This is a genomic window from Paenibacillus sp. FSL P2-0136, from assembly GCF_037975325.1.
Lineage (GTDB): Bacteria > Bacillota > Bacilli > Paenibacillales > Paenibacillaceae > Paenibacillus_AQ > Paenibacillus_AQ silagei.
This window is the reverse complement of record NZ_CP150244.1, coordinates 4,062,156-4,086,900: the sequence shown is the minus strand read 5'-3', so window position 1 is coordinate 4,086,900 and position 24,745 is coordinate 4,062,156. Positions and strand designations below refer to the sequence as shown.

23 protein-coding genes are annotated in these 24,745 nt (G+C 51.5%); 20 read left to right on the top strand and 3 right to left on the bottom strand.

Features of this window, described 5'->3' with window-relative positions; genetic code table 11:
* Window positions 1-80: 80 nt before the first annotated feature.
* A complete protein-coding gene (locus NYE26_RS17170) occupies window positions 81-1,337 on the bottom strand; it encodes a S41 family peptidase (protein ID WP_339249034.1) in 1,257 nt (418 codons plus the stop codon).
* A gap of 335 nt (window positions 1,338-1,672) precedes the next feature.
* Here NYE26_RS17170 and dpsA point away from each other — a divergent pair, with 335 nt between their 5' ends.
* The 10 genes from dpsA (at window position 1,673) to NYE26_RS17120 (ending at window position 13,434) form a co-directional block, all read left to right on the top strand.
* Entirely contained in the window at window positions 1,673-2,569 is an 897-nt protein-coding gene (gene dpsA / locus NYE26_RS17165; protein WP_036724738.1) for a dipicolinate synthase subunit DpsA, read from the top strand.
* Window positions 2,570-3,166: a dipicolinate synthase subunit B gene (locus tag NYE26_RS17160; RefSeq protein ID WP_036724740.1), complete on the top strand. Its 597-nt coding sequence runs from the start codon at window positions 2,570-2,572 to the stop codon at window positions 3,164-3,166.
* A gap of 218 nt (window positions 3,167-3,384) precedes the next feature.
* Window positions 3,385-4,605, top strand: a complete 1,221-nt coding sequence (gene dapG, locus NYE26_RS17155) for an aspartate kinase (RefSeq protein WP_036692638.1) — start codon at window positions 3,385-3,387, stop codon at window positions 4,603-4,605.
* 16 nt (window positions 4,606-4,621) lie between these two features.
* Window positions 4,622-5,497, top strand: coding sequence for a 4-hydroxy-tetrahydrodipicolinate synthase (gene dapA / locus NYE26_RS17150; RefSeq protein ID WP_339249033.1), 876 nt, complete (start codon window positions 4,622-4,624; stop codon window positions 5,495-5,497).
* A 624-nt stretch (window positions 5,498-6,121) separates the two neighbouring features.
* Window positions 6,122-7,807: a ribonuclease J gene (locus tag NYE26_RS17145; RefSeq protein WP_036724742.1), complete on the top strand. Its 1,686-nt coding sequence runs from the start codon at window positions 6,122-6,124 to the stop codon at window positions 7,805-7,807.
* 154 nt (window positions 7,808-7,961) lie between these two features.
* The gene (locus tag NYE26_RS17140; protein WP_339249032.1) at window positions 7,962-8,459 is read left to right on the top strand and encodes an RNA polymerase sigma factor; all 498 of its coding nucleotides are present in this window, start codon (window positions 7,962-7,964) and stop codon (window positions 8,457-8,459) included.
* Window positions 8,456-9,475, top strand: coding sequence for an anti sigma factor C-terminal domain-containing protein (locus NYE26_RS17135; RefSeq protein WP_339249031.1), 1,020 nt, complete (start codon window positions 8,456-8,458; stop codon window positions 9,473-9,475). The genes NYE26_RS17140 and NYE26_RS17135 overlap by 4 nt, the downstream gene beginning before the upstream one ends.
* A gap of 182 nt (window positions 9,476-9,657) precedes the next feature.
* Window positions 9,658-10,452 carry an ATP-dependent Clp protease proteolytic subunit gene (locus NYE26_RS17130; protein WP_036724744.1) on the top strand — a complete coding sequence of 265 codons (795 nt, stop codon included), beginning with the start codon at window positions 9,658-9,660 and terminating at the stop codon, window positions 10,450-10,452.
* Window positions 10,449-10,664 carry a YlzJ-like family protein gene (locus NYE26_RS17125; protein ID WP_036724745.1) on the top strand — a complete coding sequence of 72 codons (216 nt, stop codon included), beginning with the start codon at window positions 10,449-10,451 and terminating at the stop codon, window positions 10,662-10,664. Before NYE26_RS17130 ends, NYE26_RS17125 begins: the two co-directional genes overlap by 4 nt.
* A gap of 97 nt (window positions 10,665-10,761) precedes the next feature.
* Window positions 10,762-13,434, top strand: coding sequence for a DNA translocase FtsK 4TM domain-containing protein (locus tag NYE26_RS17120; RefSeq protein ID WP_339249029.1), 2,673 nt, complete (start codon window positions 10,762-10,764; stop codon window positions 13,432-13,434).
* 139 nt (window positions 13,435-13,573) lie between these two features.
* Here the strand turns inward: NYE26_RS17120 and NYE26_RS17115 are convergent, their stop codons facing one another.
* Complete coding sequence (locus NYE26_RS17115) at window positions 13,574-14,119, bottom strand: DUF402 domain-containing protein (RefSeq protein WP_339249028.1); 546 nt, start codon at window positions 14,117-14,119, stop codon at window positions 13,574-13,576.
* 187 nt (window positions 14,120-14,306) lie between these two features.
* Entirely contained in the window at window positions 14,307-16,283 is a 1,977-nt protein-coding gene (locus NYE26_RS17110) for an AraC family transcriptional regulator (protein ID WP_339249027.1), read from the bottom strand.
* 172 nt (window positions 16,284-16,455) lie between these two features.
* On the opposite strand from NYE26_RS17110, the gene sleB reads away from it, so the two are divergent.
* From sleB to pgsA, 10 genes are all read left to right on the top strand, one after another.
* The gene (sleB, locus tag NYE26_RS17105; protein WP_339249026.1) at window positions 16,456-17,307 is read left to right on the top strand and encodes a spore cortex-lytic enzyme; all 852 of its coding nucleotides are present in this window, start codon (window positions 16,456-16,458) and stop codon (window positions 17,305-17,307) included.
* 184 nt (window positions 17,308-17,491) lie between these two features.
* On the top strand, window positions 17,492-18,733 hold the full coding sequence (locus NYE26_RS17100) for a pitrilysin family protein (RefSeq protein ID WP_339257515.1): 1,242 nt from the start codon (window positions 17,492-17,494) through the stop codon (window positions 18,731-18,733).
* 2 nt (window positions 18,734-18,735) lie between these two features.
* Window positions 18,736-20,016: a pitrilysin family protein gene (locus NYE26_RS17095; RefSeq protein WP_036724752.1), complete on the top strand. Its 1,281-nt coding sequence runs from the start codon at window positions 18,736-18,738 to the stop codon at window positions 20,014-20,016.
* Window positions 20,016-20,783, top strand: a complete 768-nt coding sequence (gene fabG, locus NYE26_RS17090; protein WP_036724753.1) for a 3-oxoacyl-ACP reductase FabG — start codon at window positions 20,016-20,018, stop codon at window positions 20,781-20,783. Before NYE26_RS17095 ends, fabG begins: the two co-directional genes overlap by 1 nt.
* A gap of 132 nt (window positions 20,784-20,915) precedes the next feature.
* On the top strand, window positions 20,916-21,176 hold the full coding sequence (locus tag NYE26_RS17085; RefSeq protein ID WP_036692667.1) for a DUF3243 domain-containing protein: 261 nt from the start codon (window positions 20,916-20,918) through the stop codon (window positions 21,174-21,176).
* Window positions 21,177-21,308: 132 nt separating this feature from the next.
* Entirely contained in the window at window positions 21,309-22,091 is a 783-nt protein-coding gene (locus NYE26_RS17080) for a DUF3388 domain-containing protein (RefSeq protein WP_036724755.1), read from the top strand.
* 48 nt (window positions 22,092-22,139) lie between these two features.
* Window positions 22,140-23,087, top strand: a complete 948-nt coding sequence (locus tag NYE26_RS17075; protein ID WP_339249024.1) for a RodZ domain-containing protein — start codon at window positions 22,140-22,142, stop codon at window positions 23,085-23,087.
* Between the two features lie 83 nt (window positions 23,088-23,170).
* Entirely contained in the window at window positions 23,171-23,332 is a 162-nt protein-coding gene (locus tag NYE26_RS17070; protein WP_179090467.1) for a hypothetical protein, read from the top strand.
* Window positions 23,333-23,466: 134 nt separating this feature from the next.
* Window positions 23,467-23,958, top strand: coding sequence for a YajQ family cyclic di-GMP-binding protein (locus NYE26_RS17065; protein ID WP_036724757.1), 492 nt, complete (start codon window positions 23,467-23,469; stop codon window positions 23,956-23,958).
* Window positions 23,959-24,107: 149 nt separating this feature from the next.
* Window positions 24,108-24,695: a CDP-diacylglycerol--glycerol-3-phosphate 3-phosphatidyltransferase gene (pgsA, locus tag NYE26_RS17060; RefSeq protein WP_036724758.1), complete on the top strand. Its 588-nt coding sequence runs from the start codon at window positions 24,108-24,110 to the stop codon at window positions 24,693-24,695.
* Window positions 24,696-24,745: the final 50 nt, after the last annotated feature.

The window sequence follows — 24,745 nt, the reverse complement described above, 5'->3', positions numbered from 1 at the left end:
AGCTTGCGGACACGCACCTTAAGGTGCGCTTTCCGCAAGCTTTTTTTGAAATATATCGTTTAGCTGGAAGAGCCCCCAATCTATTTCTTTACAATGACCTCATACAGCTTCTCCATCTGGGCATCCCTGCGCTCAATAATATCATTAGCAGTTGTATAGGCTTCAATATCAGGCATCACAGCTGTGGCCGGGTCGCGGGAAGGATCAGGACGGGTGAATTTTTGGAAAGAGACCTGAAAGCCGATGTCCGATGCCGGAAGCTGGAAGCCGATAACATTTCCGTAAGCGGACGGCTGATTTCCGCTCGCCTCACCAATGATTTGACCGAGTTTGTTGTCTTGTATGATCAGAGCGAACCAGTTCGCCGAGCTGAAGGTGCGGGGAGAAGTCAATACATAGACGGACCCAATGAAGGGATGATCGGTCAGCCGGATATTTTGGACGGGAGCAGGTTCGTTCCTACCTGTACCGTCGTCCGGAAAGTCTGGGAATTGCTGCTTAACTTGTGGGGAGAAGCGGAGCTCACCTCCAAAACTCCGGTAGCTCCTGACATCCGTGTAGGCGAGAAATTCTTCAACCACCCTGGAATCCCCACCTCCATTATTCCTTAAATCAACCGCTATATTGCTGATTCCCTGTATGTAGACCTCGTCAAAGAAACGTTTTACCATTGACTTATAATCCTTTGAATACACACAGTCATTTATCTGAAAGATTCCAAGGGACTGCTCAGGCTTGATTTCAAAAGTGAACGCAGCAGAATGTGCCGGGTACGGATTGTATTCCTTCTGTCCGCTGTCTGATGACAAGGGGATGCTCTCCGAAATTTGATGTCCGGCCCTTGTTGCGTTTATCAAGACTGTACCTTCGGTGACCAGTCCTAAATGCTGCAGGAACCATTCTGACCGGAGCAGGCTGGCTGCCTGTGTTCTTACCCAGTTCTCATTCTCTGCCGGAATAAGCTGCTGCAGATCCTCTTCGAGATCCTTGACACTGCGTCCTCCAATGGCTGTAATCCGATCCCCTGGCTGAAAGGCTCCCCGTCTATCCTTCACCAGCAGACCCTCTCGGCTCCAAAATAAAGGCAAATCAAGGATATTTACCTCTGGGAGCGGGTAGAGCGTCGTGTGCCCGTCATGAAGCAGCATGACTATAGTGTCTGCAATGAAATAGAATTCACCGCGTGTCTTGGATTGCTTAATGTTGGCGTAAGCAGTGTCAATAACGGATTGCTCATCATTGGTCCAACCGTTGATCAGACGGGGGTGCATCTGGACAAGTGTATGTACAAGCTTATCGAGGTCCTCTTTCATTTGCTCCGGACTTAGCTCTGTCATGGCAGGACTAGGGGCATGTGCAGAAATGGCTACTTTATTGCCGGGGAAAGAGTTTGCTTGTTCACTCTTTGGACCGCTAATACCGGTCCGATTCATGTAGACTGTTGCTGTAGCAATTGCTGCAACTGCGATGACTGCTACAATGTAACGAATGAATTTATTCCGCATAGCATTCCTTTCATATCCATTTTTAGTTGATTATAGATTGAAATATCAGCAAACTCTGTGATTAATATCGGTGCTTCAGGAATTCCTCTCCGCTCTTCACCCATCGGCGGCTTCCGGCATAAGATGCTCTATAGTCGAATGTGGTTGTGGAAAGGAGCGTCATCCCTATGCTTACTGGCATCAGGATCGTGTTCCTGGGCGGGGACGCGAGACAAATTGAAGTGATTCGGAAATGTGTGGAATTGGATGCGGCCGTAAGCGTTGCCGGATTCGATACATGGGATGCCCCATGCCCGGGGGTAAGCCTGGAACTGTTGTCGCCCGAGCTGCTAGGCGAAGCGGATGTGCTGGTGCTGCCGGCGGTCGGCTGCGATGATGAGGGTTACATTAATGCGCTGTATTCTTCGGAACGCCTCCAGCTGCGGGAGGAGCATATCGCGGCACTGCCGTCCCGGGCATTGGTATACACCGGCATGGCTAAAAGCTATTTGCGCGGCCTGTGTGCCGGTCATTCGCTGAAGCTGGTGGAGCTGCTGAACAGGGACGATGTGGCGATCTACAACTCTATTCCGACAGCGGAGGGAGCTTTGGTGATGGCCGTACAGAACACGGACTTTACCATACACGGCTCCACATCGATGGTGCTGGGGATGGGCCGGACCGGCTTCACCATGGCCAGAACCCTCCAGGGAATGGGGGCAACGGTCAAAGTAGGCGTCAGGAAGCAGGAGCACTTTGCAAGGGCGGAGGAAATGGGCTGGAAGCCTTTTATGACAGAGGATTTGCTGCTGCATGCGCCTGAGGCGGATCTGATCTTCAACACCATACCCGCTATGATTATCAACGCACAGGTCCTGTCCCGGCTTCAGCCGCACTGCGTGATCATCGATTTGGCGTCCGCACCGGGCGGATGCGACTTCCGTTATGCCGAGAAGCGCGGGATCAAGGCGATGCTGGCACCGGGCCTGCCCGGGATTGTTGCCCCCAAGAGCGCCGGAATCATTATGGCAGGTGCGCTGGTACAGTCGATATCGGACGAGACTTTAATCAGGGGGGATGAATGAATGGATTGGCACGGAAAAACAGTAGGTTATGCCATTACCGGCTCACACTGCACCTTCGCTGAGGTGATGCCGCAGATTCAGCGGTTCATGGACTCAGGAGCGAATGTGGTGCCGATTGTGTCTGCTTCGGTACTGAACACGGATACCCGCTTTGGAACCTCGGAAAATTGGTTAAAACAGTTGAAAGATATAACAGGGAATGATATCATTTCTACAATTGTTGAAGCGGAGCCGCTGGGTCCTTCCAAGCTGCTGGATGTGCTGACGATTGCTCCCTGCACAGGGAACACAACAAGCAAGCTGGCGAACGCGATGACGGACAGTCCGGTGCTGATGGCAGCCAAATCGCAGATGCGCAACGGGCGTCCGCTGGTGCTGGCGATCTCGACGAATGACGGACTTGGGCTTAACGCTGCGAATATTGCGAAGCTCCTGGTAGCCAAACATATTTATTTCGTCCCGTTCGGACAGGATAATCCCGAGGGGAAGCCGAATTCGCTGGTGGCGCAGATGGATCTCATTCCCGAAGCCTGTTACGCCGCCCTGCAGGGTCACCAGTTACAGCCTATGTTAGTACAACGATTTCATTCTGCATAGCTTATATAATCAGTACAAGATTGGCCCGGAAGAGCGAATTTTAGCTGACGGACCCATAAGCTTCATTTCTGCCGTCCTCATCCCGGGGGCGGCACGAACAATTTTACGCTATAATAAGAGTCAGGTTATCGCGGCTACGAACACTTCTGCCTCGCGGGGTGATTTATTTCACGTAGGGTTCAGTAAGTCTGCTGAGAGAAGCAATGGAGGAATTATACATGGGTATTTTGGTGCAAAAATTCGGCGGAACCTCACTCTCCACACCAGTGGCCAGAGAACACGTAATCCGTCATGTCAAACGGGAGCTGGCCAGCGGGTTCAGCCTGGTGGTCGTAGTCTCGGCTATGGGCCGCAAGGGGGAGCCCTATGCTACCGATACACTGCTTGATCTGGCGGTTCAGAGCGGGAATTCACTGCCGGACCGGGAACGGGATTTGCTGATGTGCTGCGGGGAGATCATCTCGGCGGCCAATCTGTGCGGTCTGCTGGAGCAGGAGGGTATCCGGTCGACGGTGCTAACAGGAGCGCAAGCCGGATTCCTGACCGACAACAGCTATGGCAATGCCAGAATCCTGGACGTGCGAACAGAACGCATTCTACGGGAACTGCGTGAGCATAAAGTAGTAATAGTAACCGGTTTCCAGGGTCAGACTGAAGCGGGTGATTTCACCACGCTGGGCCGCGGAGGAAGCGACACCTCAGCTACAGCCCTTGGGGCTGCGCTGCGTGCGGATATGGTAGACATCTATACGGATGTGGACGGAATACTCACTGCTGATCCGCGGATTGTTGAAGATGCAAGACAGCTTACTTATGTCAGCTACACCGAGATTTGTAACATGGCGTATCAGGGAGCCAAGGTCATTCATCCACGGGCTGTGGAGATTGCCATGCAGGCGCAGATTCCGGTGCGTGTACGCTCGACCTTCTCCGAAGCGGAAGGGACGCTTGTGACCCATCCCGAGGGCTTCAGTGATGTATCCCATGGAGTGGTGGACCGGTTCGTCACAGGGGTTGCCTATGTCAGCAATATTACGCAGATCTCGGTGGAATGTCCGGAGGGCAATGGAACCGGGGTGCAGCTGCAGATCTTCAAAAGCATGGCCGATAACGGAATCAGCGTGGACTTCATTAATGTGACACCGACCGAGGCCGTATATACCGTGTTCGATGACAAATCGGAGCAGGCGATTGCTGCGCTGCAGGAGCTGGGCCTGCGTCCCAAGAGCTTGTCCGGCTGTGCCAAGGTCTCCGTCATCGGCGGGGGCATCAACGGTGTTCCGGGAATTATGGCGCATATCGTCGAGGCGCTCAGCTCGCAGAACATCCAGATTCTGCAGTCTGCTGATTCCAACACAACGATCTGGGTTCTCGTGAAAAAAGAAGATATGGTGCAGTCGGTTCGCGCCCTGCATGCCAAGTTTGAATTGCACCGCTGACAAGGAGGAATTCAAAGTGGATTTCGGAAGACTGATCACCGCAATGGTTACCCCGTTTGACGGAGAAGGAGAAATCAACTGGGAAGCAACTTCAAGGCTGGTCGATTACCTGATCGAGGAACAAAAGTCCGCTGCGCTCGTAGTCTGCGGAACCACCGGCGAATCGCCGACCCTAACCGATAAGGAGAAGCTGAAGCTGTTCTCCTTCGTGAAGCAGCAGGCAGCCGGACGCTGTAAAATTATTGCCGGCACCGGCAGCAACAGCACCAGACATTCCACCGAGCTTACTAAGGAAGCCGAGAAAATCGGCGTGGACGGTGTGCTTCTGGTCGTCCCTTATTACAATAAACCGAATCAGGAAGGGCTCTACCAGCATTTCTCTGCAATTGCTGCTGCGACTTCACTGCCATGCATCTTGTACAATGTGCCAGGACGAACGACAGTAAGCATGAGTGTAGCTACCACCCTGCGTCTGGCGGAGATTCCTAATATTGTGGCTACGAAGGAATGTGCTTCGGTAGACCAGATTACATGGATTGCCTCAGCTTGTCCTGAAGACTTCCATGTCTACACTGGAGATGATTCCGCCGGTCTCGCGACGCTTGCTGTGGGAGGACACGGTATTATCAGTGTGGCCAGCCATGTTGTCGGAGCACAGATGTCAGAGATGATCGAGGCCTTCACCTCCGGCAATGTCCGCCGTGCAGGCGAGCTTCACCGGCAGCTGTTTCCGGTCTTCAAGGGACTGTTCGAGTGTCCGCAGCCGCTGCCGAACCCCTCGGCCGTGAAGTATGCGCTCGGGCTGCAAGGGATAGATGTCGGCTCGGTCCGCCTGCCGCTGGTTTCACCGACGGAAGAAGAGGCGGCCTTCATTGCTGCCCTGCTCAGATAAGTTAGTCCAGGCATGGATAAGTGAATAGGCGAAGATAGGTACAACGGCAACCGGCCGCTCTTATGGAGCGGCCGGTTTTTTACGTTACGGACTTCTGGCTGCCGCAGATCGCATATGGTAATTATTTCTCCAGGATTAACTCTATGTTAAAAAAGTCAGGCATTGCAGCGTTTTTTGCTTGTCTTTTCCTTAAATATTGGCTGTTTGTTAAGGAAAGAATAGGACCAGGTACAGGGTGACTTGTCTTTTGCCAAAAAAATCATGTATAATGAACTTAAGTGACTTGGTGCGGTTAATTGAATATGCGGTAATCTTCCGGCAATGCGGATTTGTTGCATTGTAAGACAGGATAGGTCCTTGAATAAGTCTGTGCTAAATATGCCGGATTTACGCGCGAGGGGCGCGGTGGTGGAATTTTGAGGGCATTTGCCCGCTTCAAGAGGATATTACTGCCCGGATTCGGGAGTTTAGACCTGTGCAAGTATACAGACTTACCGGGAATTCCTTGTCGAAATAAGGAGTTAACAGCAATTTGATGTATATTACAGCGCCGCTGAAATATTGAAGCTCATTGTTAACAAATAAAAAGTATGACGTCCAACATCATAGGAGGGTTAGATTCATTTGTCCAAAAAAAACAATAACAACAATGACAAACTGACGATATTCGCACTTGGCGGAGTCGGTGAAATTGGTAAGAACATGTACGTAGTTCAGTATGGCAACGACATTGTAGTCGTAGACGCCGGTCTGAAATTCCCTGAAGAAGATATGCTGGGTATTGATATCGTAATACCGGATATCTCCTACCTCACCGAGAACCGTGACAAGGTAAGAGGGATTGTTCTTACGCACGGCCATGAGGATCACATTGGCGGCTTGTCTTATGTGCTTAAGAACCTGAATGTTCCGGTATACGGAACAAGACTTACCCTGGGTCTTGTGGAGAACAAGCTCAAGGAAGCGAACCTGCTGGGTGAAACTAAGCGGATTCTGATTAACGAGGATTCCGAGGTTGAACTGGGCACATCGCTTAAGGTAACCTTCTTCAGAACGAATCACAGTATTCCGGATTCTGTCGGGGTATGCATTGAGACACCAGAGGGCAACGTTGTCCACACCGGTGACTTCAAATTCGACCACACGCCAGTCAACGGTCAATTTGCCAATCTGCACCGCATGGCTGAGATCGGATCGAAGGGCGTTCTGGCCCTGCTGTCAGACAGCACCAATGCCGAGAAGCCGGGCTTCACACCTTCGGAGAAAAATGTCGGCATCGTGCTGGAAGATATTTTCCGCAAAGCTGAACAACGTGTGGTAGTAGCAACCTTCGCTTCCAACGTGCATCGTATTCAGCAGGTAGTGAACGCTTCTGAAGCAACAGGACGTAAGATTACCGTTATTGGACGAAGCATGGTTAACGTAGTATCCATTGCTTCCGAGCTTGGTTATCTGCATATCCCTGACGGCATGCTCATTGAGCCTGAAGAGATGAACAGAATGGCAGGCAACCGTGTGGTAGTACTGTGCACAGGCAGCCAAGGCGAGCCAATGTCGGCGCTGACACGCATGGCGCGTTCCAGCCACCGCAAGGTAGACATTATGCCGGGCGACACCGTTATTATTGCGGCTACACCGGTACCGGGTAATGAGAAATATGTAGGCCGTACCATTGATGAATTGTTCCGTCTGGGTGCCAATGTTATCTACAGCGGCTCCAACTCCGGCGTTCACGTATCCGGTCACGGCAGCCAGGAAGAGCTGAAGCTGATGCTCAACCTGATGAAGCCGAAATACTTCATGCCGATCCACGGTGAATACCGGATGCAGCGCAAGCATGCACTTCTGGCGGAGTCTGTTGGCGTAGAGCCAAGCAATATCTTCATCACCGAGCTGGGTGAAGTGATTGAGATCTCCGGTGGAGCTGCACGCAGAGCGGGTAAGGTAACTGCCGGTAACGTACTGATCGACGGGCTGGGTGTCGGCGATGTGGGTAACATTGTATTGCGTGACCGTAAGCTGTTGTCGCAGGATGGTATTCTGGTGGTTGTGGTTACCCTCAGCAAGCAGAACGGAGCGATTGTCTCCGGTCCTGACATCATCTCACGCGGATTCGTATATGTACGGGAATCGGAAGGTCTCCTGGACGAAGCAAACCGGATTGTTGCGGGTACGCTGCAGCGTCTGATGAGTGAGAAGGTCAATGAATGGGCTTCTCTGAAGACCAGTGTCAAAGACTCCCTCGGCCGTTTCCTCTATGAGCAGACACGCCGCAGACCGATGATCCTGCCGATTATTATGGAAGTATAAGAGAAGCATTTCTTAACAATATAGCTTTGGCAATAGCCTCTTTTCCCGGAAATATTGGACGGTTTCCTGGGGAAGGGGGCTTTTTAATGTTTTTTTTCACTGCACAAAACAACATTTGGGCAACCTGACCGTTATACAGGCAAGGAGGTGCAGCATGGAGCCAAGAGACTTGGAGAAGGTGCTCCAACCCAAACTGGCGGAGATCCGCCGCTACTTGATCCGCCTCGGCGCCGGGGCCTCAGATGCAGAGGATATTGTGCAGGACACTGTGTACAAGGCGCTGCTGTATCTGGAAGCGATCGATGAGCGCAAATTCAGCGCCTGGTTGTACAAGGTTGCGATCAACCGGTATTTTGACCTGTGCCGCAGGAAGAAGAAGTTCCAATACAGCGAGGAAGTGGAGGTTCATCCTGCGCCTGAGCATGAGCTCCCGGAAGCGTTGCTGCTGCGCCGGGAGCGCAAGGAGAAGATTGAAGAGGTGCTGGCCGGTATGATTCCAGCCAACAGGCAGCTGATTCTGCTGAAATATGAAATGGAGCTGTCCTACAAGGAAATTTCCACCATGCTAGGCATCACGGAAGGAACAGTGAAGGCTACGCTCTACCGGGCGCGGCAGCAATTTAAACAATTATACGGAGGTGAGGGCGAATGACTGCCCCATGGGAAGAAGCAGAAGACCAGAATATTATGACCACCCTGAAAAAAACCAAACGGAAGAGTATGATACGCAGTATCCTGATTTCACTCGGAGTCAGTATACTTACGCTGCTGATCGTATTCTATGGAGCAGCGCAGCTTGTAGGTCATCTATCCATGAATGCCCACTATAGCGAGCAGCAGTATATGAGGATCAGCAGCCCTAATGAATTCAATTCAGGCTACAAGGACAATCGCGGCTTTTTGTCAGGCGTCCTGGAAATGAATACCTACAAGATTGTCGATGACGTACCTATCCCCTGGAAAACCAGATGGCTCAATTACAATCCCTGGTGGTTCCCTTTCACAACGGGTGCGTACGGCGGCGTGTCAAACCTGAGTGTAGAAGATCCGCGTATGAAGCAGGAGGGGTACGAGTATTACCGGAATTACAATTCCGACAATGGACAAAGAGAAATGGCCTTCTATATCCCGGAAGTCGATTACAACGGAAAAATTATCAATGATCTCCCAGAACTTTACAAGATGAACGGAGACAAGCGGGTGGAGCTGGCTTTATCCTTTGATAAGGACTATTCATTTGAAGAGGCGAAGAGCCTGCTGCCTACAGGCATAAAACAGGTCTGGTACTGGGTCGATTCGTATGATGACCGCGAGGGGTTCAACTTCAAGCCGTATTCAAATGAGAATGATCCCGCTAAAATGAACTATCCGACCCCGATGAGTGCGAATTACGGAGTCTACGGGTTCGGCGTCCAGCCGGACTGGGATCAGGCGAAGCCCGAGGATTTCATCGGCGCAGTACAGATTGGGGTAGACAAGAAAGACAATCACCACAGTGAGTATCAGCGTATCTTCAATTATTTGAAAAAAGACAAGCCTGCACCGGAGGCCGGGGATGTACGGATACTGGGGGTGGTTGTGACCGGGACGGCGGACGGGTTAAAGAGCCTGAAAGGTCAGACCTACGTGCGCGGAGCAGCGCTGGGTGCGGTGGTGGACAAATACTAAAATATGAAATACAGAGGGCGGCCCTTTAAAGAGAGGGGCTGCCCTCTTGAATTAGCAGCAGAAAAATACAAGTGCAATTTATATAGTGCATAAGGGAGTCCCCCGGAATGTCATACTAATAGAAATCAGAATCCTGAAGCACACGGACGGGTGTTGCAGGCAGAAGGGGAGCGCTGTGTACGATGGAAATCACAGAAGCAAGCAAGGCGGGCGGAGGGCGTAACGAAGAGATCCTGCCAGGGGAGATTAAACCAGCAGTAAATGAGCCGGTTCCTCCAGGAATGCCGGGACCTGTGGGGGTGCTGAAGGAGCTGGGGCAGACGGCGGTGCCGACAGGGGAGCCGGATATTTTTTGCATGACGATTATAGGACAAATTGAAGGGCATTTCGTCTTGCCGCCGCATAACAAGACCACGAAATACGAGCATATCATTCCCCAGCTCGTTGCAGCTGAACAGAGCAAGACCATTAAAGGGCTGCTGATCATTCTCAATACGGTCGGCGGGGACGTAGAGGCTGGACTGGCCATTGCCGAGATGATCGCTTCCTTGTCGAAACCTACGGTAACAGTTGTCATCGGCGGCGGTCACAGCATCGGTGTACCTATAGCGGTATCCTCCACGTATTCCATTATTGCTGAAAGTGCCACCATGACGATCCATCCGATCCGGATGAACGGTCTGGTGATCGGCGTGCCGCAGACCTTCGAGTACATGGAGCGTATGCAGGAGCGGATGGTGAAATTCGTGACCTCTCATTCCCGCATCACGGAAGTGCAGTTCAAGGATCTGATGTTCAAGACCGGAGAGCTGAACCGCGACATCGGTACCGCAGTGGGCGGGCAGGATGCCGTCAGGTATGGTCTGATGGATGAAGTGGGCGGGATAGGTGCCGCACTCGCCCATTTGAACCGGATGATTGCTGCTGCCCCCACTCTGACAAATGAGACACTTCCGCAAGGAGGGCTGCCCCAATGACCTTTTATACCATTCTGCCGATGGAGCAGGTATTCGAGGGGGCACTGAGTTATGCCTCTCCCGTGCAGGAGATGACTATTCAGGGCATGCTGATGCAGGTAGAGCTGCTGGATGGAGGTCAGGCGAAGGTGGTCCGGCTGCTGCAGTGTCCGCTGGATAAATATCTGGATGCGGCCTTCTCCCCGGGTGCAATCGTTCAGCTGGACCGCTAAGTGCGAACAAACCCCCTAAAGATGCATATTCTGACAAAAGAGAACATAGGTACGCCACGCCATTATATGGTATAATGTTGACTCGGGGGTGGCTGGCGTGGCTAAACGGAGAAGAAAGAAGAAGAAAGCGCTGCTGGGCAGTGTTTTAAAATATGAAATCTACGGAATTCTGCTGATTACGATTTCCGTCATTGCTTTGTCGGGGGAAGCGGCTGTCGGCCGCTCGCTCTCAAGCATGGCAGGTTATTTGCTCGGCAGATTCTATTTTGTGCTGCCGCTGGCGGGAACCTTTTATGGTCTGATGGTAATGATTCACAGGAAATGGCCGTCCACCTGGAACAGCCGCTATACCGGCGGACTGCTCCTGCTGTTGTCCATGTGCCTGATGAGTACCATATCAGCGATGCAGCAGAAGCTGGGCCCGCTCGGGATGCTGCATCCGGGCAATGTACTGTCTCAAATACATAATGATCTATCCGGCGCCCTCTCCCCGGGCGCCGGCGACAGCAGCGTGTACATGTTGGGCAAGGACATCAGCGGGGGGTACATCGGTGCGCTTGAATACGCTGCGCTCCTGTGGCTGTTCGGCAATCTGGGCGCTAAGCTGCTGATGATTGTATTGCTGGCCATCAGCTTCATGCTGATTACCAATCTCTCCTATGTAGAGCTGTTTACCTTACTCCGGGTAAGGGCCGTCAAGCTGATTGAAGGAATTAAGCTCCGGGCGGCGAACCGCCCGGCTGCCATTCCAGTGGTTAACAGCAGACCGGCTAGAGCCAGCAGAGTTACAACGCCGGAACCTGCGGATGATGACGATTACTTTGAAGAGGATGACGGATCGGGTCAGCAGCTGCCAAGACGCGGACAGTCGAAGCTGCTGGGCAGAATTACCGGATGGTTCAGCGGGGCTGACCGCCAGAATCAGCCGGAAGTCATGGATGATCTGGAGGAAGAACTGCCGGATATTATCATTACTGATCCGCGGGGTGGTCCGGTCATCTCCGGAATGACAGCAGCGGGAGGTATTCCTCTGGAGGAGTATGGCGAGGAGGACTTCCCGGATGAAGAGCTTGAGCCTGTTACGCCGATCATCCGGGACTTCTTCGAGCATATCCGCTCTGAAGGGCTGAATGCCGAGGACCGGGAGGAATGGAGCGAATTCTCACCAGCGGCACGTGGTGGTGCTGTCACCGGAACAGGTGCTGCTGAGCTTACGAGAGCGGGAGCAGATTCTGTTCCGTCAGGGGAATCCGGGGAGGGTATACTGCCTGTAGAGCTGGACGGGCTGCTGGGAACGGCAGAGGAGGGCGAAGCGGCTCCGATTATACCGCCTCCACCTCCGCCCAAGCCGTACAAGCTGCCGTCCTTCCGTTTGCTGGCTAAGCCGAGTAACGGGGCGAAGGCGGGCGATCAGAATGATTATATGCAGACGGCACGCAAGCTGGAGGCTACACTGGAGAGCTTCGGTGTAAGGGCGAAGGTGCTGGAAGTGGTTCGTGGACCAGCGGTGACCCGGTATGAGATTCAGCCGGATATCGGCGTAAAGGTCAGCCGGATTGTCAATCTTACCGATGATATTGCGCTGGCACTGGCAGCCAAAGATATCCGTATGGAAGCGCCGATTCCCGGCAAATCAGCCATCGGTATCGAAGTGCCGAATTCGGAGGTCTCGGTCGTCACCATGCGTGAAGTGATGGAGACGCAGATTTTCCAGGAGGCGGATTCACGGCTGTCCATTGCCTTCGGGCGGGATATCTCCGGCCAGACGATTATCGGCAATCTCGCCAAGATGCCCCATCTGCTGGTAGCAGGAGCAACCGGCTCCGGTAAATCGGTCTGCATCAACGGTATTATTACCAGCATTCTATATAAGGCTAAGCCGAATGAAGTGAAATTCCTTATGGTTGACCCTAAGATGGTCGAGCTGAATGTATATAACGGCATTCCGCATTTGCTGGCTCCGGTAGTGACAGACCCCAAGCGTGCCAGTCTGGCCTTGAAGAAGATTGTGGTGGAGATGGAGAAGCGGTATGAGCTGTTCTCCAAATCAGGCACACGCAATATGGAAGGCTATAACAACTTGATGAAGGATAATCCGGCAGCAGTACTGCCCTATATTGTGGTCATCGTGGACGAGCTTGCGGATCTGATGATGGTTGCGGCCAATGATGTAGAGGATGCGATCTGCCGGCTGGCCCAGATGGCGCGGGCGGCGGGAATTCATCTGATTATCGCCACACAGCGTCCTTCGGTTGACGTTATCACCGGCCTGATCAAGGCGAATATTCCTTCGCGGATCGCCTTCGGCGTCTCTTCGAATGTGGATTCCCGGACCATTCTGGATATGCCGGGTGCCGAGAAGCTGCTCGGACGCGGCGATATGCTGTTCCTGCCGATGGGGGCTTCCAAGCCGATTCGTGTCCAGGGCGCTTTCATGAGCGATCAGGAAGTAGAGACAATTGTACAGTATGTCAGCAGCCAGGGGGAAGCGAATTACGATGAGTCGCTTGTGCCTGAGGTGGACGACACCATGAGCGAGGATCAGGAGCCGCAGGACGAATTGTATGAACAGGCCGTCCAGATTGTCCTGGAAGCCAAGCAGGCCTCTGTATCGCTGCTTCAGCGGCGTATGCGCGTCGGTTACACCCGTGCCGCACGCTTGATCGACTCGATGGAGGCCAGAGGCGTAATCGGCCCTTACGAGGGCAGCAAGCCGCGTGAGGTGCTGATGTCACTGGAGCAGTATCAGCAGAACAGACTCAGTTCATAAATGTAAAAAGCTGTCCCGCAAGCCATGAATGGCTGATTGGGACAGCTTTTTATTAGAGGTTCTTTTCGATAACGTTGATGTTATGTGTCCCGAACAATCCCAGTATAAATGGGTGAGGTTGTTGATTTTTTTATCAGACTTACTTTTGGAGCATATGTAAAAGAATATCTTGATGTTGCTCTGAAAGCTGCAACAAGGTGAATTTCCCGTCTTTGACAAGGGAATTAATTAAGTCTGCCTCTTGTCTTGCGAGGTTATATAGAGAGCTGTCAATTCTGCCCTGAAGCAATGCTTCATCGAGTTCTTCCGAATCCTTTTGGATTACTGCACCTGACGGCAAAACGACAATATCTAAGAACAAATCGTCCATCCAAGGCACGTTATCCTCACTTACACCATTTCTATAGCATATATCAATATACCACTGTACAATCTGCCCTTGCTCGTCAAACATTGTAGTCACTGAATGATGCTTATCAAGAGGGAATTGTTGAAGCCACGAATACCCATCATTTACAATGCAAACCTTTTGGTCAAAGTATTTTACGTACAACGGCTCTTTAACTTTGGCAATCTTCAGAAGTGATAAGTAGCCTTTAAAATTATCTGTTTCAAGATATGACTGGACATATTCTCTTTCCAATACACGTTTCCAATCTGAACGGTCCCCATATTTTCTCTTCAAATGTATAGCTCCCTTCACCTAAGAAGTGTTCTTTCCTAATTGTATCAAAGCGGAGAATCAGCAACAATATTGAACCTGATTATAGGTTGTTTTACATCTAAAAACAGAGCAGCGCTTCTCCAATATAGGGGAGCGCTGCTCTGTTTGGATTTTGCCTAACTTTATTTTGCGAATGGTGCCATTGGTATTACTTCACCCGGGGAGCTGCAAGCAGAGCATCAACCATGTAATCAAGCTGCGCATTTAGGGAGTAGATATCATTGTAATACGATAATCCGAAGTCGATATTCATTAACCGGCCTTCCTTGACTGCCGGAATACTGTTCCAGATCGGGTCTCCCGTCAGGTCAGTCATTCCGTCATAAGAGGAACGGAAGATATACTCTCCGCTGTAATCGGTAATGACTTCAAAGGATACAGACTCCCCGCCGACATCGGTCTTGCTATCTATTTTTTGCTGAATCTTCTCCGGTGCCTTCATGCCAAGATATTCATATAAGACCTGCGAACCCCGGCCGTATTGTTTGCTCATAATCACTAACATACTGCGTTCTCCGCCGCCTTCCATGATGGAGATGGTCGAATCTAGAATTCCCGCTTCCTTCAGCTTCAGCTTACTGTCCTCCACTTTGGCATTGAAATCATTTAATAGGCTGGTGGCCTGATCTTCCTTATTAAGAGTGTGTCCAATAAAGCTGACCCGCTCAGCGGTTGTCATTTTCTCATAAGGCACCAATACGGTGGGTGCGATATCATGCAAAGCATTGTAGGTTTCCTCGGAAGGAACGATAATCAGATCGGGATCAAGCGATAAGACAGCTTCCGGGCTGGCCTCGAACCAACTTCCCAACTTCTGTACATCTTTCAATTCGTTCTCGAAGGCAGCACCTTCATTTACACTAGAGACACCTACGGGCTTAATGCCCAGCGCCAGAACATCGCCCAGCAAGTACAACACAACGACACGCTGAGGATTGGCAGGCACCTCGATATCCCCTTTTATTGTAGAGATTGTCCGGGTCTGTGCCTCGGCTGCAGTGTTGTCAGGGGACGTTGTAGAGGATGCCGTCGCAGCAGGCGAAGAGGTTGGCGTATTGCTGCCGTTGCCCGCCGTCGTTGTAGTGGCAGTTCCTGAGGAACAGGCACTTAACACTATGGTGAAGCATAACAACAAGGTTAACATTAGGGATGGCTTAGACGTTCTGAACATGGATGACGCTCCTTTTAGATCATATTGATAATGATTATCATCATCAATATATCCGAGAGTGCCTTCACGGGCAATGTCATTTGCAGACAGCGCAGATATCATATCCCGCCATGGGGAAGCGGCCTGCACAGAATTTTTGTATCTTACTGGTGAGTTTCCGAAGTGCTTTTTGAACATTTTTCCAAAAGAATACGCATCCGGATAGCCCACAGCAGCTGCAATATCATGCAGTGTGGCTTCTGTGCCCAGCAATAGCTCACGTGCCTTGTCCATGCGAATCTGAACCAGATATTGGGCGGGGCTGCTCTGAAGCCGCATGCGGAATAACCTCGATAATGTCCTCGGGCTGGTGCCCAAAGTGTCGGCTAGTATATCCAGGGTGAACGGCCTGCTGTAAGAATCATGCATATAGCGTACAGCCTGGTCGAGCACATCTGCTCTAAGCGGGTGCAGCTCCTGCCCATGCATCTGATGAAGCAGCTCATGGACCCACTGATAGAACAGGGCTTTGACATGCAGATGCTCAAGGTCGCTGCCTGTCTGCCACTCCCCATACATCTGGTCTAGAAGCTCATACAGCGGCAGGGGATGGGCCGGAGTGCAATGATATGACGCGGTAAAAGGCTTGCTGCGCTCCAAAAGCACTGTAAGATTGCGGCGCGCAGGCAGGGTTAACGTTGAACGGTACATAATAAGGTAATAATCCAGAATTTCATGTGTTTTCAGCAATTTAATCGTAGTGCCTTTGCCCCCGTGAAAGACAGTTGCGCCGCTGATTTCATATCGGCTGTCATCTATAAGCAGACTTGCGCTGCCGCGAACGATATACAGGTATGTACTAGCCGGAAGGCGATACTTCAGCGGAGGTTGTCCAGAAATGAATGAGGCCTTGCGGATATCGATAACTTCTACAGCAGCATGGTTCCACAGTACAATATGGTCCTTAAAATCCATGTTTCTTCTCAACTCCTGTTGTTTCATAACCCAAGTATAGTTGATAATCGTTCTCAGTTGCAATGGATTTACGGTTCCTTGATTTGCGGTCATGCATAGGAAGTCCTGCCAGTCGTCATAATAACTTTAGCCATTCATGCAGAACTTCCAAGAGAAAGGTAGAGCGAATCCCATGACAAAACATAAGCAGTGGATCATTGCCGCCGTTACCCTTGCCCTTGCAGCTGCACCGTTTGCCGGTGCAGTCTTCAAAGATCATGATTTGATCTATGCCAAGTCATATGCAGCAGAACAGGTTGCCGCAGATAGCCCTGATGAAGGGGAGGAAGCCATGCCCGTGTTCGGCACAACTCCGCTTAAGGTAGGCTCCTCCGGGCAGGATGTCTATGAGCTGCAGGGAAGATTGAAGTACCTTGGTTATTTTAACGGGAAGATTGACAGCCAGTTCGGGACCAAAACCAAAAATGCTGTCACCTGGTTTCAGTGGAAATTCGGCCTGAAATCCGACGGGGTAGTCGGGGCCAAGACGAAGCTTAAGCTATACAATGCGACTACAGCCTGGAAGCCGACAGCGCCCGAGACGTCTACCGCCCAGAAGAAAGCGCCCTCCGGCGCAGCTGCAGCCAAAACCAATACGGCTGAACTGTCCTCCGGCAATACCATGGGCTTGTCCGAAAACGACCTGAAGATCATGGCTAACGCGGTTTACGGCGAGTCTCGCGGTGAACCTTTTGAAGGACAGGTGGCTGTTGCCGCAGTCATTCTCAACCGTGTAAAATCCCCAAGCTTCCCGAACACGCCTTCGGGCGTCATTTTCCAGCCGGGAGCCTTCACCGCCGTAGCTGACGGACAGATCTATCTGGAGCCTAATGAACAGGCACGCAAGGCAGTGCAGCAGGCACTGAGCGGCTGGGACCCGTCGGGCGGCTGTATCTATTACTTCAATCCCAAGACGGCGACTTCCAAGTGGATTTGGTCCCGTCCGCAGGTGAAGACGATCGGCCAGCATATTTTCTGCATGTAGCTTACTGTGTCTGTATACAACCCTCCGTAAGAGCAACCGGTACGCTGTCCTCCGGTTGCTTCCTTACTTTGGAATGGTTTAGAATGGATAATACTTCATAAACTTGTTATAGAGCATCCATCCACGCTGCAAAGGAGTTTTGGACTTGACTAATAATGCATTTCAACATGGCCATGCCGCAGGCATGCGCATACATGTTCTGCCGACCAAGGCGTTCAAGACATTCGCCATCTCACTGTATGCAGGCGTTCCGCTTGAAGAAAGTACAGTGACTTCTACCGCACTGGTTCCGTTTGTACTCCGCCGGGGGACAGCGTCCTATCCGGAGACTACCCAATTCCGCGAGCGTCTGGAGGAGCTGTACGGTGCCGGCTTCGGCTTCGATATTTATAAACGCGGGGATTACCAGATTGTCCAGTTCCGGATGGATACGATCAATGATTCCTTTGTGCAGAGCAAGGAGAGCCTGCTTGGGGAATCCTTTGCTTTTCTGGGAGAGGTGTTGACCCGTCCCCTGCTTGAGAATGGAAGCTTCCGGGCTTCTTATGTAGCTACAGAACGCGAGACGATCCGCAAGAAGCTGGAATCCATTGTGAATGACAAAATCCGCTACGCGGCAGAACGCTGCATTGAGGAAATGTGCCGCAACGAGCCTTACCGTCTCCATCCCCTCGGTCAACGGGCCGATCTGGATGCTATCACGCCTGAGACGCTGTACCAGAGCTATACCTCCTGGCTGAATGGAGCTACGCTTGATCTGTATGTTGTGGGCGATACCACACCTGAGGAGGTCGAGAAGCTGGTGACAGCTCATTTCGGCCGGGCCCATCACTCCGAAGCCGGAGGCTACACCTCGGACTTCACTCCGGTATCGGTTACGGAAGTGCGGACGGTAGAGGAGAAGCTGGATGTGAATCAAGGCAAGCTGAACATGGGGCTGCGGACCTCGATTACCTACAAGGATGACCGGTATGCTTCCGCGCTGATGTACAACGGTATTCTTGGCGGTTACCCGCATTCCAAGCTGTTCGTCAATGTCCGTGAGAAGGAGAGTCTGGCGTATTACGCCTCCTCCCGTTATGACGGGCATAAGGGCATCGGAACGATTCAATCGGGGATCGAGACCCAGAACTACGGCAAAGCCGTTGATATTATCCGCAAGCAGCTGGATGAGCTGAAGGCCGGTAATATCACTGACCTGGAGCTTAGCCAGACGAAGGCAATGATCCGCAACCTGCTGTCCGAGATTCAGGATTCGGCGTTTGAGATGATTTCCTTTGATTTCAACCGCCAGCTATCCGGCAAAGACCGTTCTGCCCAAGAGCTGATGGACCAGGTCGACGGCATGGGGGCGGCTGAAGTGAAGGCTGCAGCAGATACTTTTGAGCTGGATACGATTTATTTCCTGACAGGGAAGGAGGAATAGGGATGGAGAAGCTCCATTACGAACGGCTTCAAGAAACACTTTATCACGAGGTTATGGATAACGGACTGCAGGTGTATGTGCTGCCGAAGCCGGCTTTTCTCAAAACCTACGCCACCTTTGCCACGAAATACGGTTCCGTAGACAATCACTTCAAGGTGGCGGGCAGCGAGGAGACTACAGTACCGGACGGAATTGCCCACTTCCTTGAGCATAAAATGTTCGAGGAGCCGGAAGGCGACATTTTTGCCACCTTTGCGTCGAATGGCGCATCGGCCAATGCCTTCACCAGCTTCGACCAGACGGTCTATCTTTTCTCGGCCACGGAGAACATTGAGCAGAATCTCAGCACGCTGGTTGATTTTGTGCAGCGTCCTTATTTTACCGATGAGAACGTGGAGAAGGAGAAGGGAATTATTGGGCAGGAAATCAATATGTATGCCGACAATCCTGACTGGCGCGTCTATTTCGGGCTGATTGAAGCTATGTATGCTACTCACCCGGTTCACATTGATATTGCCGGAACGATCGAATCCATCGCAACCATTACGAAGGAAACGCTGTACACCTGCTACAACTCCTTCTATCATCCCAGCAATATGCTGCTGTTCGTTGTCGGCGGAGTGGACCCTGAGCAGGTATTTGAACTGATCCGCAGCAATCAGCAAGGCAAGAGCTATGAGAAGCAGGGTGAAATTACGCGTATCTTCGCGGAGGAGCCTGAGCAGGTAGCCTCGAAGCATGTGGAGAGCAGACTTGCTGTCTCCATTCCCAAAATGATGTTCGGCTTCAAGGAAAAGGTGGATGGTCTGAGCGGTGAAGCGGCGGTGCGCCGTGATCTGACCACGAAGCTGATGCTGGACCTGCTGTTTGGCAGCAGTACGGCATTGTATCAGAAGCTCTATGACGAGGAATTGATCTCGGACAGCTTCGGCCATGAATTTAACAGCTCTGCGGAGTATGCCTTCTCGGCGATCGGCGGCGATACCAAAGATCCGGGTCTGCTGCTTGAACGGATTAAGGCAGAAGTTGGACGCATTCTGGAGACGGGCTTCGCGGAGAAGGATTTCGAACGGGCCCGCAAAAAGAAAATCGGCGGCTTCCTGCGGATGCTGAATTCGCCGGAGAGCATTGCCCATGAGTTCACCCGTTACCAGTTCCGTGGAGGAGATCTGTTTGAAGTGCTTCCCCTGTATGAATCGATCACTCTGGATGAAGTGAATGCCCGGCTCCATGATCATGTGAACTGGGAGCAGCTGGCCGTATCGCTGGTGGTGAGTCCTTAATGATGTTACCGGGAGAGGACAGCAAACCGATTGGCGAAATGACAGTGCTCATTACCGGGGGCAGCGGGGGAATCGGCGGCGCGATCGCTGAGCGTTTTGCTTCGGTGGGAATGAACATTGTGATTCATTATATGAATTCGCATGAAGCGGCAAATGATGTGGCCCGGCGCTGTCTGGCGCTGGGGGCGAAGGTAATGACCGTAGCGGCAGATATGAAAGACCGCAGTCAGCTCGTACGCATGGCCGAAAGGCTGGAGAGCAGCGGCATGATGCCGGATATCCTGGTCAATAATGCCGGGAAAGCTCATTATGGCATGTTAGCCGATCTGACCGAGGAGGAGTGGGACGATATCATGGCGGTGAATCTGAAGGGCACCTTCATGTGCAGCCAGATTTTCATGCCTTATATGGTCACGCAGCGTTACGGCCGGATCATTAATGTGTCTTCTGTGTGGGGGATCTCGGGTGCCTCCTGTGAAGTGGCGTATTCGGCCAGTAAGGGCGGAGTGAATGCTTTTACCAAGGCGCTCGCCAAGGAGCTGGCGCCCTCCAAGGTCACTGTGAACGCTGTAGCGCCTGGAGCAGTTCACACGGCCATGCTGTCCAATCTGCAGGCGGATGAACTGAAAATGCTGGAGGAGGAGATCCCTGCGGGGAGGCTGGCTACCCCTGAGGATATATCCTCGCTTGTTTATTTTCTGGCGCTGCCTGAGTCCGGTTATATTACGGGTCAGGTCATCAGTCCGAACGGCGGCTGGATTACGTAATAACCGGTATAATGCCAGGAACCATGAGCCTGCTCTGGAGAAATGCTCCAGCATAAGACCTTCCGGCTTGAGACATATTATAACTGTTGCTTCTAAATCTCAATATCATTACAAACCTGAGGAGGATTTAAGATGTCAACAGATTCCGTAGTGAAGAACTTTGATACCTGGAAAAGTTTTTTGGGCGACCGGGTCATTCAGGCTGAAAAAATGGGGATGAGCGACGAGACCATCACCAAGCTGGCGTTCGAAATCGGGGAATTCCTCGACAAGAAGGTCGATCCGGGCAACTATTCCAACCGGGCCATCAAAGAGCTGTGGGATGTCGGAACGGATGATGAGAAGCATACCATTGCCGGACTCATGGTCAAACTGGCGAAGAAAAACGCATAGGTACGCGGAAGAAGCTCCCCTTGCGGGAGCTTTTCTGCAATTATTACAATCGTGTCCTTGCCTTTCAATTTTTTTTTATATATCATTAACATGACCCGTGTATCTGAAACAACATGCAGGGAAAAGGAATCTATGAGGTGCGCACAAGTGGAATATAAACAATGGTATATGGAATATAAGATACATAAGAACAGACCCGGTCTGTTAGGCGACATTGCTTCCATGCTGGGGATGCTGGAAGTCAATATTCTGACGATTAACGGCGTGGAAGGCAAGACGCGCGGAATGCTGCTGGAAACCAGCGACGATGAGAAGATCATGCTGATGGGCGAAATGCTCAAGAAAGTTGATAATATAACGGTTACGGCACTCCGTACACCGCGGCTTGTGGACCGGCTGGCGGTCCGGCATGGACGGTACATCGACCGGGATTCGGATGACCGCAAGACCTTCCGCTTCACCCGCGATGAGCTCGGGCTGCTGGTCGATTTCCTGGGCGAGCTGTTTAAGAGAGAAGGCAATCAGGTTATAGGACTACGTGGCATGCCGCGGGTAGGCAAGACAGAATCGATTATTGCCGGCAGCGTCTGTGCGATGAAGCGCTGGACGTTTGTCTCCTCCACGCTGCTGCGCCAGACCGTCCGCAGCCAGCTCGCCGAAGACGAGATGAATCCGCATAATGTATTTATCATTGACGGGATTGTCAGCACCATCCGCTCGAACGAGAAGCATTATAACCTGCTGCAGAATGTCATGAGTATGGCAAGCACCAAGGTGATTGAGCATCCTGATATTTTTGTGCGGGAGTCCGAATTCACCTTCGATGACTTCGATATTATTATTGAGCTGCGCAATTCACCGAACGAAGAGATATTGTACGAGTCGTTTACGACAAGCTACAGTGAAGATCTTTAATATATTTGATTAAGAGCATTGCTCACACAACATTCAGGAGGTGATGGTATGTCGGAACTGGGCCGGCATTTGAAGGAGGCTCGTCTGCAAAAAGGGATGAGTCTTGATGATGTCCAGGAAGTAACAAAGATCCGCAAAAAATATTTGGAAGCCATCGAAGCAGGGGATTATAAAGTGCTTCCGGGCAGCTTTTATGTCCGGGCCTTTATCAAAACCTATGCCGAGGCAGTCGGGGTTAACCCGGATGAGCTGATGGAGGAGCACGGCAATGTGCCTGCTGCTCCCGTCGATACTACCATGGAGACCGTGATTCAGAAGCGCAGCCGCAAGCCTGAAACGGAGCGTAACGCCAAGTGGCTCCCGACCTTGCTGATGTGGACCTTCCCGGTGCTGATTCTGGTGGTCATCTACTTATATGCCTCTTCCACGATGAATAATGATTCGCCGGAGAAAGCGGATAATGCAAGCATGACTACCGCGACGCAAGATCCGGCTAAGGCTAAGCCTTCTCCTACTGCCGCTGGAGGCGGTGCAGTGCCTTCAGCGACAGCGGATGCGGCAGCTACACCTGATGCAGGAGCCGCGGCAACCACTGCGCCTGCTGCAACTCCAGAGCCGTCTCCATCGGCTTCTCCGGGTGCTGTCACCGTTACTCAGGACCGTAAATCGGGCAAGACAACGATCTATAAGGTCTCCGCGCCTGCCGGAAGCCAGGTTCAGGTCGTGATTGCCTCAACCGGAGTCAGCTGGCTTGAAGTGTACAAGGGCGAGAACTCCAAGGGGGAGAAGCTCAGCTTCGGGAACACCAAGGCCGGCGATAATCTCAGCTTCACGCTGGACAGCGAAGGCATGTATATCAAATCGGGATATTCACCGGCTACCGCGATTTCGGTCAACGGACAGGCTATTACCGACGGCAAAACCTCCTCGCGTCTGCTGCTTGAACTGGACAGCGGTACGGACGGCGCTGCTGGCGGGAGTACTACCGGAGAATAATACATCCGATGTATAGTCTTTGGCGGATTGGAGAACCTAGAAGTGTTTAACAGTTCTCTCGCCAAAGTGAGGTGTATTCTCTCATGACCGTCAGCTGGATTGTAACAGGGCTTGGTATTATTGTCAGTCTCCTGGGGTATTATTTGACACCGGGCGCCTGGGGATATGGTATTCTGGGCTTTGGACTGGCACATGTTCTGCTGGGGATTCTGGATATGTTCCGGGCTCCTGCACGCAGCAGATAATATTTTGAGGTGAGCGTCTCCCGGACAGGTTCCGGGAGGCGTGTTTTTAGGTGCACTCTTTTCCAGTATTAGACTTAAGAGCCCCTATCTCATATAATAGGAACAGACTAATTGTAAGTAAAGGATGTGGAACCATGAGTTCAGAAAGTTCATTTGATATCGTATCCAAGATGGATATGCAGGAGCTGACCAATGCGGTTCATCAGACCGAGAAGGAAATCGATAACCGGTTTGATTTCAAGAACAGCAAGAGCAGCCTGAAGCTGGAGAAGGATGCGCTTGTCATCGCCTCAGAGGATGAATACAAGCTGAATGCAGTTATTGATATCCTCCAGACCAAGATGGTGAAGCGGGGAATCACGCTGAAGAATATGGATTTCGGCAAAGTGGAGCCGGCTTCGCTCGGCACGGTGCGCCAGCGGCTGGGACTGCGGCAAGGGATAGACCAGGAGAATGCGAAGAAGATCAATATTCTGATCCGCGATTCCAAGCTGAAGGTTAAGAGCACGATCCAGGGTGATCAGATCCGTGTGACCGGCAAAAGCCGCGACGATCTCCAGCAGATTATCCAGCTTTTACGCAAGGCTGATTTGCCGCTTGATTTACAGTTTAACAATTTAAAGTAAGATCATGTGCCCCGCAGTGTATACTTACCTTACTTGCGGGGTGCTTCATGTTTTTTTGACACTTATTTATGGCTATAATATACTAGCTAAGCAGTTTTGAAGAAAATGCTGGAATACCGGATTCGTATGGACTAGGGGAGGAAACTTCAGTGAATTTACCCAACCGCATCACATTAGCACGTATTTGCCTTATCCCAATCATGATGTTTTTTCTGCTGGTGGACTTCAGCTTCTATCCGGAACCGATACATTGGGGCTCCTTTCAGCTTTCAATTAATCACTTGGTCGCGGCAGTTATTTTTCTGCTGGCAGCCAGTACCGATGGAATTGACGGTTACATAGCCAGAAAATATAACATGGTCACCAATCTGGGCAAGCTGCTCGATCCGCTTGCGGATAAGCTGCTGGTCTCGGCCGTGCTGATCTCGCTGGTCGAGCTGGGAAGATGCGATTCCTGGATTGCCATTGTCATCATCAGCCGCGAGTTTGCCGTGACCGGCCTGCGCCAGGTGGCACTGCTGGAAGGGAAGGTAGTGGCTGCAAGCAAATGGGGAAAGGTAAAAACAGTGATTCAGATTGTTGCTATTTCCCTGCTGCTGCTTAACAATTTCCCGTTCCAGTTCGTCAGCATCCCTGTGGATGACATTGCCATCTGGGCGGCAGCCATCATTACCATTTACTCTGGCATTGATTATTTCGTGAAGAATAAGGATCTGCTGGATTTGAACAAAGCCTGAGAGGCTGGAACAGGCTTAACCTTGCAGGATACCTACAATCAGGAGGAGAA